Raw genomic sequence first — 14,771 nt, forward strand, 5'->3', positions numbered from 1 at the left:
CGATAAAAATTTTAATGTTTATTTGAATTATTATTTTTCATTTGCGAAAGACGATGGTTAACCTTACGCACTTCTAACCAGTCATAGCTATATAAAATTCCCCAGCAAATTAGATAAATTATTGTATACATAACTACAAATACAAACCAATTAAATTCAAAATTCATTTTAAATAAGCGACAAAACAAAACAAACGCTACCAAAATTAAGATATAGTGAACTGGCACTAGGATATAGTAACTACGAAATTCTAAACTACTAGAGATAATTCCACAAAATATACCAAAAGAAAGCGCAAAAAACATATGTGCAGGCCGCAATGTTAGACCGTATAAACTAAAACAAACTAAACAAGCGGTGCAAGAAAACCCCATTCCGATAATCATACTTTGTATCATATTACTAACAAATTTCATTGTAAAATCCTTTCTCGAACATCTTTCCAATATCTACGGCTAATAGACACCGGTTGTCCTGAATACAATTTAGCAATTTTATTTCCCGATAATGCTGGTTCTACTTTTTGTAAAAAATTTAAATTAATCACCGTACTTCGGGAAACCTGTATAAAATTTAAAGGTAACCTTGTTAAAAATTGACTCAACGTCCCGCGAAATAATAATCCTTGGGGATAAAGTTTTAAATAATCACCTAAAACCTCCACTGATTCTAACTCTTTCAAGAGAATTTTAACCACACGACCATCCACCTTAATATTTATATCATTCGGCTCTTGGAGTTTTACTTCTAATTTTTGTACTTGTTGATTGTATTCCCGAGCTGAAATTTCAACAAAAATATCACCAATTTTCATCCCAGAAACCTTTTTAAACCTTATTTTCATCACGTATAATCAACCACCTTCTCTAAACTTACCTTACATTATCACAATTAAAAATATACTCTAATTTACGTTATTTTCCCTAAAGAAATCATTCCGTTAACCGTATTTACGACAACTTGCTGTCTAAATCTTTGACTAGTTTACTTACTTTAATAAGTGTTATCTCCCTCCTCAATTTGATTCTAATTTTTCTCCAACAAAATTCCCACCTTTTTGCGATAAACGGCTTTTATTTAAGGGCAAGCGGTTTGAAAATAATTTGATTGCTACAAAAAATCCGCTAAATCTGACTTTCTTCAGATTCAACGGATTACTTTTTATTATTCAACCCGACGTCGTTCACCAGTTAATTTTCTTAAATCAGTAATATCTTGCACGGTTTCAAGACATCCTAAATAATTTCCCGCTTCATCATGTAATGCTAAGTATTGAATGTAAACAAAGACACTATCATGAAGATTAAACCAACGTGTAACCTTAGTTTCTTTACCAGCATGAAAATCAGCAAAAATTTTCTTAACATATGGTAAAGCCCGAGGTGGGTGACAATTAAAGACCTTTCTCCCTAAAACACTCCTTGTTCTTGGAAAAAGTGGGTTAGGATTCCCCGTAAAATATTTTACCCGATCATTTTTATCAACAAAAGTCAACTCAAGCGGAAGTGCTTTTAAAACTGCCGTTAATTCCGTTAATGACAGTTTCCCCGAAGGAAAACTAATTTCCGCATTCTTAAGTCCTGGAATTACTACTTGTGTTTGGGGGCTACTTTTTTCTGAGCCATCTGAATTAACTCGCTCTTCTTCTAAGCCTTCATCAAGTTCTTCTTGACGCGCTAAATTCTTGGCCATTTCATTAAGTTGTTGGGCAATTTCTGAAGGCTCCTTATTGGCATCTTGCGCGAGTTCTTCTGTTGTGGGACGCCACATGATTGGTTTCGAAATTAAAGTATAGCGCATTTCTTCTTCATCTTGACGTACTAGTTTCCAATCGGAAGCCTTAGCAACTTCATCCAACATCGGAATCATAATTGCTTCTTCTTTAAAAATCATTTCCGTAACTTCTTTACAGGCTTCCTCTACTGCAGCTTCAATTTCATACTTGTCCGGTAGCGGTTCCTGATTAACTAAACTATTAGCCCGCTTAATTAGGTCACGTATTTTATCATCTACCCCCCACATAACTTGTGGCGGAGCAGTAATACCGTACTTATCCATCAGAGGAAAAAGTGTATTTTCTTTACGGTTATAATGATAGTCAATGGTTGCTAAGTCTTTTAGAGCTTGACGCATCCGCTCAAGATAGGTCGGGTTTTGACCGTCTTGTTGCCACTTTTTTAAAACAGGTAAAAGTTCATCCTCAATTAAAGAAGTAATTACCATATTTTCCAACTTCATAGTCGCCACTGGGTGGCCTGGCTTTTCAAAAGCAGGCGTTTGGGAATCATTAGAAATCGCCCCTTTAAAAACCGCAGCATGAACATTACAGAGATTTTGAATTTCTTGTGGATCAAGACCATTAGCAATGAGTTGGCGTTCAGCATTGTAATTTCAGCGACATCAACGTGTTCAAATGTTTCATTAAACATCGTCTTAGCGGTTTCAAAATCACCGCCTTGATGAATAAAGTTTAAAATCTCAACAATCTTTTCTTGACGATAAACACTTTCATCTTTCTTAGTCAAAATTTTTCACCTCATATCCATGTACTTCAAATTTCGCCTTAATTTCCTGTAAATCGATTCCCATCGCACGCGAACCTTTTTTTAAGTTAACAATTCTTCCTACTGAAGTTAACATTCCCGGAATTTTAATTTTCGTAAAGCCAAGGTCATACATAATTTGAATAAATTCTGGATTATCCTTGGCCATTTCATAAATCGGACATTCAAAATCTACTACTTTTTCCATTATCTACCTCACAAGTCCCAGTGCCCGCTTACCTGCCTCACTAATCTTATCTGCTGTCCAAACCGGATACCAAACAATTTTCACTTGGCAATCATCAATACCTTCAATTTGAGTTATTTCTTTTTTGATATTAGCCTCTAAGATATCACTCAGAGGACACCCCATCGTGGTTAGAGTCATTTTCACTAATGCCGTATGCTCATTAACCTCCACATCATAAATCAACCCAAGATTTAAAATATCAATTCCCAACTCAGGATCAATTACTCGACCTAGGGCAGTTAAAATATCATTTACCAGTTTTTCTTGGTCCATTTTTTCACCTGCTTGCTTAGCTTTTTTGAATTTTATGTCGTTTTAGTTATAACTTTTAATATTTTATATCTGCAATCTTATTTTACAAGTTGATAGTTCTTAACGCAAATAAATCCTGCTCCGAAAGAGCAGGATTTAAATTAATTTATTATTGTTAGTGTACAGAATAGTTTGGTGCTTCATTAGTAATTTGCACATCGTGTGGGTGAGATTCAACTAAACCAGCCCCAGTAATTTGTACAAATTGAGCATTTTCACGTAAATCTGCTAAGGTTGCTGCCCCACAGTAACCCATTCCAGAACGTAAACCACCAATCATTTGGTAAACAACATCGGCTGTTTTACCCTTGTAAGCGACCCGACCTTCAATTCCTTCTGGTACTAACTTATTCGCCTCGTTAACTCCACTTTGGAAGTAACGATCAGAAGAACCGTGCGTAGAGTCCATAGCTCCCATGGAACCCATCCCCCGGTATGTCTTGAAACGCCGACCTTGGAAAATTTCAGTTTCCCCTGGTGCTTCATCAGTCCCGGCTAACATGGAACCTAGCATCACAGCAAAGCCCCCAGCAGCAATCGCTTTAACAATATCACCGGAATATTTAATCCCTCCATCAGCAATGATGGCACGACCATATTCACGGGCAACTGCAGCCGCATCATAGATAGCGGTAATTTGTGGTACCCCAACCCCAGCAACTACACGAGTGGTACAAATTGACCCAGGTCCAATACCAACTTTTACAACATCAACCCCAACTTCATAAAGTGCACGTGTTGCTTCTGCTGTGGCCACATTACCAGCAATCAAAGTTGCCTCTGGATAAGTTTGGCGAATTTCTTTAATCTTGCGAATTACCCCCGCAGAGTGACCGTGGGCGGTGTCAATCACTAAGGCATCAGCTCCCGCTTCTAATAAAGCGCTCGCCCGTTCAAAGGTATCAGAAGTTACCCCGACAGCCGCTGCCACTAAAAGGCGCCCATGTTGGTCTTTAGCCGCATTAGGGAATTCAACCACTTTTTCAATATCCTTGATAGTTACCAAACCTGTCAAACGTCCTTCACGATCAACCATTGGTAATTTTTCAATTTTATTATCACGTAAAATTGCTTCCGCTTCTTTTAAGGATGTTCCTTCAGGAGCAGTCACGAGATTTTCTTTAGTCATCACTTGGCCAATTTCTAGGTTAGAGTCTTGGACAAAACGTAAATCACGGTTTGTAATAATGCCTACAAATTTGCGACCAGCCATGGTTTCAACAATAGGAACCCCGCTAATCCGATATTTCTTCATCAAGGCTTCCGCGTCATAAATCTTATGTTCTGGAGTTAAAAAGAAAGGATCAATGATAACTCCGCTTTCAGAACGCTTTACCTTGCGAACCTCGTCAGCTTGGCGTTCGATGGTCATATTTTTGTGAATCACCCGAGACCACCTTGGCGCGCATGGCAATCGCCATGGCCGATTCCGTCACCGTATCCATCCCAGCACTGATGACAGGAATATTTAACTTGATGTTTTTGGCTAATTGCACACCTAAGTCCACCTCATTAGGTAAGACATTACTTTCGGCAGGAATTAACAACACATCATCAAACGTTAAACCCTTTTTCGCAAACTTCGTATCCCAATTAGACATTATTTTTTACTCTCCTTTGACTTTTTTTGGGGTAGCTTTTACTACCAGAGACTTAAATTTATATTGTTATCTAATTTACACAAGTTCCATCAAAATTTCAAGTCTTTTTTAGGCATTTTTCCAAATTTTATTTTTCTCTCATCCATAATTAACGATTACTTTCCGAACGATTTGCTATCTTGTCGCTTTAGGAGAGATGAAAAACGAATTACTCTCCCGTCAAAAGTTTGGCTTCATGATGATTCAATGGTCGGTGCAACTCCAGCAACATCTTCACATGCGACTTAGTACGACCATTCTTGGTAGGTACCTTTTCTTCCTGAACACTGTCCGCTACAATTTGAGCTGAGCCTAAGTAATAAAAACCCTTGCCAGTGGCATCGCTACGCTTCATAAAGACCTCAATACGTACCTGAGGTTGACCCTCTTTAACCCCTTTTAATAACAACTGTACTTCTGGAGAATTTAAGTGACGCGGACTACGAGTAAACCAAGTTAAGTAGCGATTAGCCTCAATTTGGTTAGCGTAATTCTGACGGTCATAAGTCACAAAAATTGGACAAACTTCCTCAGTTACCCGGTAACCATAAAGAGGCGCGGAAACATCTTTAGGCCAGTTTAAGAGCCGACAAACGTCCTTTCTTGTATATTGTTGCATAGGGGTGAACTGTCGCTGCTGGTCCATTTTTTGCCCTAAGGCTATTCCGGTCTTGAGAACATCTTCAAAATCAGCCTTAAAATTCGTATCTTCTAGCGCTCGGGCTAACTTAGCCCCGAGGCGATAGGTAAAGCCTTGATGTTCGATTAAAGGTACTTGACCATATTGATCCGACTTAAGTTGCTTTCCCGCTTTAATAGCAAAGAAATCCAAACTTAAAATTTGATCAACACTGGCTAAAAGTTCAGCATTGTAGTAAGCTCCTGCTTGATCAAGTAATTCTAGATAATGGTCTTCTAAAATTTCCTCTTGATCCATCAAAGCTGAAAGTAAAATTAGTTCCTGAATGCGTAAACCTTCTAGGAGTTCCTTAGTAACAAAGGTTAAAACTTGATCCTGGTAGGCGGTTAACGCTGTTTTTTGCCCCATTTTTTGACGGAATTGAGTATAATTACCAACTCCATTGTTCCTCGCAAAGACCGCAGGGCTCAGGTCACCAAATTGATAGAAGTCATAGAGCTTAGGTGTTTGCCCTAATTTATTTTCTAAGTTGTGATAAGCTTCCTTTATACTGGACAAATTGTCTAAACGTACTTTTTCTAAAGATGCAAAAATCCGTTCCTGAGCTACACGGCTTAAATTAATAGTTGTTAAATCTAGGTGATTAAGTGTTGTCATTTCACGAAGGACTTGGTCATTACGACCACTGCGATTACCTGACAAAGCTAGGGCAATTAGATAATTGTTTTGATAATTACCAATCAAATCTAAAACTAAAACGCTCTGCTTACCTGGATACTTGCGCAAACCACGCCCTAATTGCTGGGTAAAGATAATGCTAGACTCCGTATTACGCATGAAAATAACTTGGTTAACAGCCGGAATATCTATCCCCTCATTAAAAATATCCACCGTTAAAAGGTATTGCAATTGACCAGCTTCTAATTTGGCAACCGCATCTTGGCGGGTTTGGTGGCTATCTTCATTCGTCAAAGCTTGACTGAATAGCCCACGTTGCGTAAGTTCCTGAGCTAATTTTTGAGCTTCTTCTTTGCGACTTACAAAAATTAAACCTTTGGGTAATACCTCACTTTGACCATAATAGGCCAATTGTTCTACAAGATAATCTACCGCTGATGACTTTGAAGTTGCTTGAGGCTGGTTTTTTCGGTGATAGCTTGACCTTCCGGCTCATAATCTGGGATTCCAACATAGTCAAAAGGACAGAGCATTTCAGCTTGTAAAGCATCTTGCAGGCGAATTTCATAAGCCACGTTATAGTCATAAAGTTGAAAAATATTTTGAGCATCACTACGTTCGGGCGTAGCCGTCATTCCCAAAAGAAAGTTCGGTTGGAAATAATTTAATACCCGTAAATAAGACGGCGCCGCACTGCGGTGAGCTTCATCAATTAACATATAATCAAAATCTGTAGGTTCAAAACTGGCCAAAACTTCCGGCTGACTAAGGGTTTGAACCGTAGCAAAGAGGTACTTAGCCTCGTAATCATGTCGGTCCCCACTCAAAATCCCATAATCTTGTTGAGATCCCCCTAAAACTTTTTTGAAGCTTTCCAGGGCCTTTTGGGCAATTTGTTGACGATGCACCACAAATAGAAAACGCCGAGGGCGATATTTTTGAACATCAAAAGCCGCCAAATAAGTCTTCCCCGTCCCGGTAGCAGAAATCACCAAGCCCTTATTTTGCCCTTGCTGACGCAGGTCAGCTAAGTTGGTCAAAGCCACTTTTTGCATAGCATTAGGTGCCAATTGACTTGGACTTACATTTGTGACTTGCGGACTTGGAGCTTGATAACCTTGGGCGTAATAGTCGATCCAATCTGGCGTAAGAACTTGGGCTTGGTCCCATTCCGCTTGGAACTGTTTTTGTAAACGCTGAGTTAAATCCCCTTGCGTTTGACTAGCGACTTTAAGCGCCCATTCTGTATTCTTGAGGAGGGCATTACGGGTAAAATTAGCACTGCCTACAATAGCAGTTTGATAACCGGCGTGAGTAAAAAGATAACCTTTACTGTGAAAAGCCGGACTAGCACTTAAACGTACTTCCACTTGGGGTAACTTCAATAATTCCCGGAAAACTGCGGGTTGATTGAAGTTTAAATAAGCTCCGGTTAAAATCCGTCCGTGCACTCCTTGAACCGCTAAATCAGCAAGAAGAACCTTAAGGGCAGTCAACATGGATGGTGACCAAAAAGCCACCACCCATTCAAAACTCTGACAGGTCAATAATTCTTCCTTAAGACTATCCCAGATACTTTCGGGACCATCATTAACCAAAAGTTCTGGACTAAACTTACTTTCCATTTGATGGTGCTGACCATCGATGAGTCCCGCTAAGATAGCGGCTTGAAACTTATCCTCCATTTAATTCCTCCAAAACTGACCGTGAGGCCGGTAAAACATCTAGCTGCAATAATTTTTCTGGGGTATCCCAAATAAATTCACTAGCCGCCACTTGCTTGAGATGATGACTGCTTAAACTTGCTGCAAAGAAACTTATCGTAACTTGCCCCCAGGGATAATCATGATTAATGGTTGAGCATACTAAATTGCCAATTTCCACCTGGTCACCTAATTCTTCCCAAATTTCACGTTTGAGAGCTTCTCGAAGGCTTTCACCAGCTTCAACTTTTCCCCCGGGGAATTCCCACTTTCCTCCAGCAATGCGGTCAGTTTTGCGTCGTCCCATGAGATAACGACCCTGACCGTCACCAATCACAGCCGCAACAGCCCTAATTTGTGTATTTGTCATTTTCTAATAGCCATCCTTTCAATGCTTCAATATCTTGCAGACTAACCCCCAAAACTTGAGTTACAAAATTTACAACCGTCCCATATTTCATTTGACAAACTTGTCGTACCACCTGTAGATTTTCTAAAGCCAGGTGATAATCTTGATTAAGGCGTTGAGCGAGACTTGCCGTTGTCCCTTGACTTAATAGCTGAGTTAAATCTTGGTCATTATAAGCTGCATAAACTAAATTGGTCAATAAGTAATCCTGATTAACCTCTTCTTCCTGAATTCCTAAAACTGATAAAAGATAAAATGCAGCTAAACCCGTACGATCCTTACCAGCTGTACAGTGAAAAATTAGCGGCGCTTGTGTTTTGAGAAGAATTTGAAAAAACTTACGGTAAGCTTTTTGAGCATGGGGATCAAACACCATTTGCAGGTAGACCTTTTCTTGATAGGTCAATTTCCAAGCCCTAATTTTCAGATAAGTTAATGGGCCTAAATTTTGCCAAAGATGGCGACGGAAAGGATAGACACGCAAATTATAGTAGGTCAGCCCTTCCGGCAAGTTATCAGGATAAACCTCAGTTTCACTGTAATCCCGGAAGTCCATGACGGCCTGAATTCCCAAAGCTACCAAATCAGCTTGTTCCGAAGCAGTTAGATGCGCGAGACTGCCCGCTCGATATACTTGACCGAATTTGACCCGAGCTTTCTTAGCAGTATGATAACCTCCCAAATCACGAAAGTTGAGGACATTTTCAAAATCTAATAGCTTGACCATCTATTTACATCTCCCAAAACATATTCTCTTTTCATTGTAACGCAAAAAAGCCCGGGAGTCCGGACTTTCTTAGATTTTTACTTATTTAGCAGGTAACACGGCACCGTCGAACTTCTTTTCAATCCAACTTTGTGTTTCCTTAGATTGTAAAGCCTTCACTAACTTCTTAATAGCAGGGTTGTTCTTATCTTTCTTTTGAACAGCAATGAAGTTAGCGTAGTCTGAAGAGCTGCTTTCACGAGCAATAGAGTCATCCTTTGGGTTTAAACCAGCTTGCACTGCGTAGTTGGCATTGATAACAGTAGCGGCTGCATCGTTCTTCTTGTAAAGTGTAGGCATTAACTTTGCTTCAAAAGTGTGTACAAACTTCAAGTTCTTCTTGTTAGTCTTGATGTCGTCAAAAGTTGCGGAAGAAAGTTTAGTTCCCTTCTTCAAGGTAATCAAACCAGCATCCTTAAAAATTTGTAAAACCCGACCATAATCAGCAGTGTTACTAGAAACATCCACTTTGGCACCCTTTGGCAAGTCCTTCAAAGACTTATAATCCTTGGAATAAACAGCAATTGGTTCCAAATGCACGTTCCCCACTGAAATCAAAGAACCATTGTTGTGCTTGTTCCAGTTGTCTAAAAATGGTTTGTGTTGGAAGTAGTTGGCATCAATATCACCGTTAGCCAAAGCTTTGTTAGGTAAAACATAGTCGTTGTAGACCTTAACCTTCAAGTTAACCCCTTCATCTTTCAATTGCTTTTGCACATGTTTTAAGATGATGGCATGAGGGTTAGCGGAAGCCCCAACAGTAATTGTCGTATCAGCTTTGGCATTTTGGACTCCGCCGACAAGCAAAGCAGCAGCCGTAGCTACCCCAGTTAAAAGACTTAATAACTTAAATTTTTTCATATTAAACACCCCATATACTTTCTTTTGAATTTTAATTTAGTTAACGTTTATCAATAGATTTAACAATTCGGTCACCAATGAATTGGAAAACCATCACAATGATGACAATTGCCACCGTCGCTGCCATGGTAATGGCATTATTGTAAGATTGGAAACCGTCGGTGTAAGCTAATTGTCCTAAACCGCCGGCCCCAATAGCCCCAGCCATGGCTGTATAACCAATCAAGGAAATGGTTGTAACCGTAATCCCAGAAACCAAGGCTGGCATACTTTCTGGTACTAAGACCTTGTAGATTACTTGCCAGCGACTGGCTCCCATGGCATTAGCAGCCTCTAAAACCCCTTCATCTACTTCACGGAAAGCAATTTCCACCATCCGCGCATAAAATGGAGCAGCCGAGAAGACCAAGGAAGGAATAGCCGCCACTGGACCAGTGATTGTTCCCACAATCACATTGGTGAAATTCAGTAAGAGCACAATCAAAATAATGAAAGGAATCGACCGAAAAACATTGACAATGACGCCGACAATCCAGTTCAAAGCTTTGACTAATGGTGATTGGCTATTGCGAGTTTCAAATAATAGGAGCCCAAGTAACAGACCTAAGACAGCCACAATGGCACTTGAAACCACGGTTACCCAAACCGTTTCCCAGGCTGCAGCCCACAAGTTGGGCCAGTTAACATTTTGAAATTGAAAATATGATAAAAAACCTGTACTATTGTTCACTTGTAATCACCTCTGTTTCCACCCGAACTTGGGCAAAGAAATTTAAACATTCCTCAATTTGGGCTTGGTCGCCGACCAATTGGATGAACAAACTTCCCATCGTCGCTGCCTTATCTGCCATTTGGTGAATGGAACCTTCTAAAATTGAAAATTCCAAATCAGGGAATTGGCGAATGGCTTCACTTAAGACTGGCATTTGCACTTGATCACCATGGAAGTGTAACCTCACCAAGCGCCCGTGAGGGTACTTAGCTAAGAGTTGTTTAGTAACTTCCTTAATATCTGGTTCTTGACTGGTGTCAATCTCTGCATTCACGAAACGTTTAGTCAATTCTTCTTGTGGGTGGGTAAAGACTTGAGAAACAGGTCCTTCTTCGATTACCCGCCCAGCTTCCATAACTGCCACCTTATCAGCTAAACGCCGAATAACGTGCATTTCATGAGTAATAATCACAATCGTCAAGTCCATTTGGCGATTGATACTTTCCAAGACATCCAAAACTTCATCCGTGGTTTGCGGATCTAGCGCGGAAGTTGCTTCATCAGAAATCAAGATATCCGGATCATTCGCCAAGGCTCGGGCAATCCCGACTCTTTGCTTTTGTCCCCCAGACAATTGGGAAGGGTAAGCGTGAATGCGGTCTCCCAAACCAACTAAATCAGCCAAATGCTTGGCCTTTTCTTCGCGTTCATGCTTAGATAACTGCTTATCTAATTCCAGTGGGAACATGATGTTTTCTAAAACTGTTCGCGACCACAGTAAGTTGAAGTGTTGGAAAATCATCCCAATCTTCTTTCTTTCTTGACGTAAGGCTACACCACCCAAAGTATTAATTTGAGTCCCATTAATAATCACTTGCCCACTCGTGGGCTTTTCTAACCCATTTAACATCCGAACCAGGGTACTCTTCCCGGCACCAGAGAAACCAACAATGCCGTACACATCCCCATCTTGAATGGTTAAGTTAACATCATTAACCGCATGGACCGGACCATCGGCAGTTTCAAAGGTTTTGTTAATATTTTTTAACTCAATCATGGTTTTCTCCCTTTCTAATTTTTGGCAACAAAAAAGGCCTCCATCCCTAAAGGACGCAGACCGTGGTACCACCTTTATTTATCTTCTGGTTCACACCAAAAGACCTTACTAACTCATTTTCAAGTCGTCAATTATATCGCATCTCAACGGATTAGGAGCTTGCACCCCTAATCAAACTCCGAGCTCATCTTCATTTCCTGCACGTACACCCTTTTCAGCTTCCGGGATTCTCTGTCGCACGATTCAAAAACTACTCTTCTCTTCAACGTTTTTTCTTATATTCAAATAGCTTACGTTTAATATACAGATTAAAATTCGCTTTGTCAACCATTTTGATTTTTTAATTTTCAACCGTATCTAACCAGACCAACTGACTTTTTAACCGTGCGATAGCTCGCTTTAAAATCAAATAGTGACCATAACTGCCTTGGTTAACATGCCCATCAAATAAGAGGTGTTCCCGCTCTTTCAGATGTGCCAATTGCTTTTTAAGGAGCGCTCTTTCCTCAGCTATCATAGTTTTAATCCGTGGATCGGTAGCTTCTTGGATGAAGAACAACTTCAGGGAAAAAATATCCTGACTCACGGGAAGTTCATCAATTGGTTGGGTAATCCAAGCTGAGAGTTCTGCTTGTCCTTTAGGCGTCAAACGATAATAAATTTCCTTATCATTTCCGGCATGAGTTTGCTTTTCAATCCAGTCATCAGCCACCATTTTTTTTAATTCTGGATAAATTTGACTATGAGCCGCTTTCCAAAATTCGCCAATTTCATTTTGAAACTGCAAGGTAATTTGACGGCCAGTTTGTTCATCTTTTTGGGCTAAAATTCCTAGGATAATATAGGGTAACGTTCTTTTCTTTGGCATAATAAAAATCCCCACCTTCATTGCTAATTTTACTAGCTCGGTCGAGATTTTTCAAAATTATTTCTTTAATTGACAGTAGTTTTCGTCATAGAAACGCCCTTCACGAATGTCGGCAGTCATGCATCATATGGCGCTTGGGCGATGACTTCTTCATTATTTACACCCGCGTCCCCCATGTAAGTGATGGATGCAAATTCAGGCACCACCATCTTAGGGTAAGTTGGGTACTTTTCTCGTGATTCTTTCATCAAATCAATGTGATCATTTTGGAAACAAACCGTGATTTCAGGATGTTCTTTGACCCAACGAGGAAAGAAAATCGTCCCGTTAAGTTTCTTTTCATTGGGAACAAAGTCCAAAGCCACATCGGTGCCGGTAGGTTCAGTCCAGGCAATCTTATAGACCCCTTCCGTAATCATAGTAATGTGTGCTTCTTGGTCTTTAACCCAACGACCTTTCACCATCCCACCGTGAATGCGATAGTCTACAGTATGATCATTCTTACAATACCATTCGTACTCCCAACCATTATCGTAAGTGTAAACAAAGTGGGTCCCCACAAAGTCCTCTAAAGTTTTAAAAACTTTTATTCCTAAGCGATTTAGATTTGCCATGATTCCCTCCTATTTTATGTCGTTATTTACATAAAAATTTTATGACTATATCGACATAAAGTCAAGAAAAAGAAAAAGCGTCCTTACAGACGCTAAAGTTTAAACTTCTGCGGTAACTTCAGCCACTTCTAAATTGTTTTGAATAACTTGACTCAAAGCCAGCGCCCGATCACTAATTACCTGTAAGCCTTGACTGGGATCTGCCAAAAGTTCGGCTACGGTCAACAGACTATCAATTCGGAATTTGGAGGCATTCAGATTTTCATCCTTCACAATCAAGTTAACCTTAACCTCCACAGTTGTTTCTAAATCATCAAAAAAGTTGTCTACTTTTTTGATATCTGCAAAAGGTAGATTGATAATCCCACTTTCTAAGCTATATTCCGTCACTTGACCTGCGTTTTCAGCCCGACAAGTAACTTGGGCAAGTTGACCTTCTTCCATTAATTGCCCAAATAAACTCACCATCTCATACAAGTGTTTTTCCAGCTTAGTACCTTGTACTTCAGTAGCGGAAACCAATTGTAGTTCTGTTTGGTATGCTTCATTCGCTACTTTTTCAATAAAATCTGCCACAGTAATTTCCATTTTTGTACCCCTTTCACGTTTTTATTCTAGATATTATTCTAACATGCTATATCGTCAGCTAAAAGAAAAAGAACAGCCCCGTTGACTGTTCTTTAAAAGTTAATTTGCAAATGAGGTTAAGATTGAACCAATAACCAATAGCGCTAACCCGATTAAAGTGTAGCGTAATTCATAACGAGTCTTTGTTTCGTGCATGACCACAATCCCACCAAGAGTTGAAATTAAAACACTTAGTTGTGTTAAAATGAAAGCCATGTTAGTCCCGTTCATTTGTCCGGAGAAGATGTAGGCTAAACCAGCTACCCCCCAGGCTAAACCTCCTAAAGCACTCTTCCAAGTTTCCTTTTGAGTTAAAACGCCTGCATTTTTGGTAAAGATTGAATAAACCAAGCCCCCAAATAAAATCCCTAAAACTTCGGGCAAGAATAATTCTGTGGAGCTTGCCCCTTGAACCATTGGCATACTTGGGAAAGAAGAATAAATCCAGTACCCAATTGTTGTAGCTAACAAGAACATAAAGTCCTTGACTGTCACGGCATTACCTTTTTGGGCGCCTAACTTATTCGGATCAACTTTTGAAGTTAAAACTACCCCAATAACCACTAAAAGCAAAGCTCCAAAACCAATCATTAAGTGCTTTGGCCCTTGCCATTGACTAAAGAACAAAACCCCTAAGATAGAGTTCCCGACTAATTGTAAGGCTGATGACAAAGGTGCGGTTACGGTTAAACCAATGCGGTTAAAAGAAACAAATTGTCCGATTTGACCAATTGTCCATAAAGCCCCACAGATAAAGGCATAAATGGCAAAATTCAAAGATAAGTGTGTTTGAGTTACTACTGTTGCAATAATGCCGACTGCCACAGCCCCTAACCCAGTCCCTACGATTTGATTTGATTCTCTTCCACCAGCTTTTGAAGTTAATAGGGGCATTAACCCCCAACCAATTGCTGGAATTAATCCGACTAAAATACTCACGGTATACTTCCTCTCTATGCATTTAAAATAATTAATGCAAGCAAAAATGAAAACCTTTCCATTTTTACTTACTAAAATTCTTCTCTTCTCATGAATAACAATTTTACTAGACTATACTAATTGCGTCAATAGTATTTTATTATAGTTATTTA

Annotated in this window: 12 protein-coding genes and 4 pseudogenes; all 16 read right to left on the reverse strand. The window is 39.7% G+C overall.

Annotated features, from left to right (window positions below):
• Positions 1-11: 11 nt before the first annotated feature.
• Positions 12-416, reverse strand: a complete 405-nt coding sequence (locus JCM10991_RS09475; protein ID WP_025021304.1) for a DUF3021 family protein — start codon at positions 414-416, stop codon at positions 12-14.
• A complete protein-coding gene (locus JCM10991_RS13585; RefSeq protein WP_025021305.1) occupies positions 413-814 on the reverse strand; it encodes a LytR/AlgR family response regulator transcription factor in 402 nt (133 codons plus the stop codon). Before JCM10991_RS13585 ends, JCM10991_RS09475 begins: the two co-directional genes overlap by 4 nt.
• A 350-nt stretch (positions 815-1,164) precedes the next feature.
• Positions 1,165-2,525 (reverse strand): annotated as a pseudogene (locus tag JCM10991_RS13590) (DUF438 domain-containing protein).
• Complete coding sequence (locus JCM10991_RS15890) at positions 2,518-2,751, reverse strand: DUF1858 domain-containing protein (RefSeq protein WP_025021306.1); 234 nt, start codon at positions 2,749-2,751, stop codon at positions 2,518-2,520. The pseudogene JCM10991_RS13590 and the gene JCM10991_RS15890 overlap by 8 nt, the downstream one beginning before the upstream one ends.
• 3 nt (positions 2,752-2,754) lie before the next feature.
• Complete coding sequence (locus JCM10991_RS15895) at positions 2,755-3,066, reverse strand: metal-sulfur cluster assembly factor (protein ID WP_025021307.1); 312 nt, start codon at positions 3,064-3,066, stop codon at positions 2,755-2,757.
• 154 nt (positions 3,067-3,220) lie between these two features.
• Positions 3,221-4,706, reverse strand: a pseudogene (gene guaB, locus JCM10991_RS13595) (IMP dehydrogenase).
• A gap of 208 nt (positions 4,707-4,914) precedes the next feature.
• A pseudogene (locus tag JCM10991_RS13600) lies at positions 4,915-7,748 on the reverse strand (DUF3427 domain-containing protein).
• Positions 7,738-8,136, reverse strand: coding sequence for a (deoxy)nucleoside triphosphate pyrophosphohydrolase (locus JCM10991_RS09510; RefSeq protein ID WP_035188698.1), 399 nt, complete (start codon positions 8,134-8,136; stop codon positions 7,738-7,740). Before JCM10991_RS09510 ends, JCM10991_RS13600 begins: the two are co-directional and overlap by 11 nt.
• On the reverse strand, positions 8,117-8,902 hold the full coding sequence (locus tag JCM10991_RS09515; protein WP_023860074.1) for a tyrosine-protein phosphatase: 786 nt from the start codon (positions 8,900-8,902) through the stop codon (positions 8,117-8,119). Before JCM10991_RS09515 ends, JCM10991_RS09510 begins: the two co-directional genes overlap by 20 nt.
• An 81-nt stretch (positions 8,903-8,983) precedes the next feature.
• On the reverse strand, positions 8,984-9,802 hold the full coding sequence (locus JCM10991_RS09520) for a MetQ/NlpA family ABC transporter substrate-binding protein (RefSeq protein WP_023860075.1): 819 nt from the start codon (positions 9,800-9,802) through the stop codon (positions 8,984-8,986).
• 40 nt (positions 9,803-9,842) lie between these two features.
• Positions 9,843-10,532, reverse strand: a complete 690-nt coding sequence (locus JCM10991_RS09525) for a methionine ABC transporter permease (RefSeq protein WP_025021309.1) — start codon at positions 10,530-10,532, stop codon at positions 9,843-9,845.
• Complete coding sequence (locus JCM10991_RS09530; protein WP_025021310.1) at positions 10,522-11,571, reverse strand: methionine ABC transporter ATP-binding protein; 1,050 nt, start codon at positions 11,569-11,571, stop codon at positions 10,522-10,524. Before JCM10991_RS09530 ends, JCM10991_RS09525 begins: the two co-directional genes overlap by 11 nt.
• Positions 11,572-11,911: 340 nt before the next feature.
• Positions 11,912-12,439, reverse strand: coding sequence for a PadR family transcriptional regulator (locus tag JCM10991_RS09535; RefSeq protein ID WP_025021311.1), 528 nt, complete (start codon positions 12,437-12,439; stop codon positions 11,912-11,914).
• Between the two features lie 57 nt (positions 12,440-12,496).
• Positions 12,497-13,053: pseudogene (locus tag JCM10991_RS13605) on the reverse strand (phenolic acid decarboxylase).
• 99 nt (positions 13,054-13,152) lie between these two features.
• Entirely contained in the window at positions 13,153-13,641 is a 489-nt protein-coding gene (locus JCM10991_RS09545) for a hypothetical protein (protein WP_025021312.1), read from the reverse strand.
• 99 nt (positions 13,642-13,740) lie between these two features.
• Entirely contained in the window at positions 13,741-14,619 is an 879-nt protein-coding gene (locus JCM10991_RS09550; RefSeq protein WP_025021313.1) for a GRP family sugar transporter, read from the reverse strand.
• Positions 14,620-14,771: the final 152 nt, after the last annotated feature.

Origin of the sequence: Ligilactobacillus equi DSM 15833 = JCM 10991, assembly GCF_000615765.1 — a bacterium.
Lineage (GTDB): Bacteria > Bacillota > Bacilli > Lactobacillales > Lactobacillaceae > Ligilactobacillus > Ligilactobacillus equi.

Bases quoted from the DNA above. Each gene is read 5' to 3' on its own strand.
- JCM10991_RS09475 (WP_025021304.1), bottom strand. From the start codon at position 416: ATGAAATTTGTTAGTAATATGATACAAAGTATGATTATCGGAATGGGG.
- JCM10991_RS13585 (WP_025021305.1), bottom strand. From the start codon at position 814: ATGAAAATTGGTGATATTTTTGTTGAAATTTCAGCTCGGGAATACAAT.
- JCM10991_RS15890 (WP_025021306.1), bottom strand. From the start codon at position 2,751: ATGGAAAAAGTAGTAGATTTTGAATGTCCGATTTATGAAATGGCCAAG.
- JCM10991_RS15895 (WP_025021307.1), bottom strand. From the start codon at position 3,066: ATGGACCAAGAAAAACTGGTAAATGATATTTTAACTGCCCTAGGTCGA.
- JCM10991_RS09510 (WP_035188698.1), bottom strand. From the start codon at position 8,136: ATGACAAATACACAAATTAGGGCTGTTGCGGCTGTGATTGGTGACGGT.
- JCM10991_RS09515 (WP_023860074.1), bottom strand. From the start codon at position 8,902: ATGGTCAAGCTATTAGATTTTGAAAATGTCCTCAACTTTCGTGATTTG.
- JCM10991_RS09520 (WP_023860075.1), bottom strand. From the start codon at position 9,802: ATGAAAAAATTTAAGTTATTAAGTCTTTTAACTGGGGTAGCTACGGCT.
- JCM10991_RS09530 (WP_025021310.1), bottom strand. From the start codon at position 11,571: ATGATTGAGTTAAAAAATATTAACAAAACCTTTGAAACTGCCGATGGT.
- JCM10991_RS09535 (WP_025021311.1), bottom strand. From the start codon at position 12,439: ATGCCAAAGAAAAGAACGTTACCCTATATTATCCTAGGAATTTTAGCC.
- JCM10991_RS09545 (WP_025021312.1), bottom strand. From the start codon at position 13,641: ATGGAAATTACTGTGGCAGATTTTATTGAAAAAGTAGCGAATGAAGCA.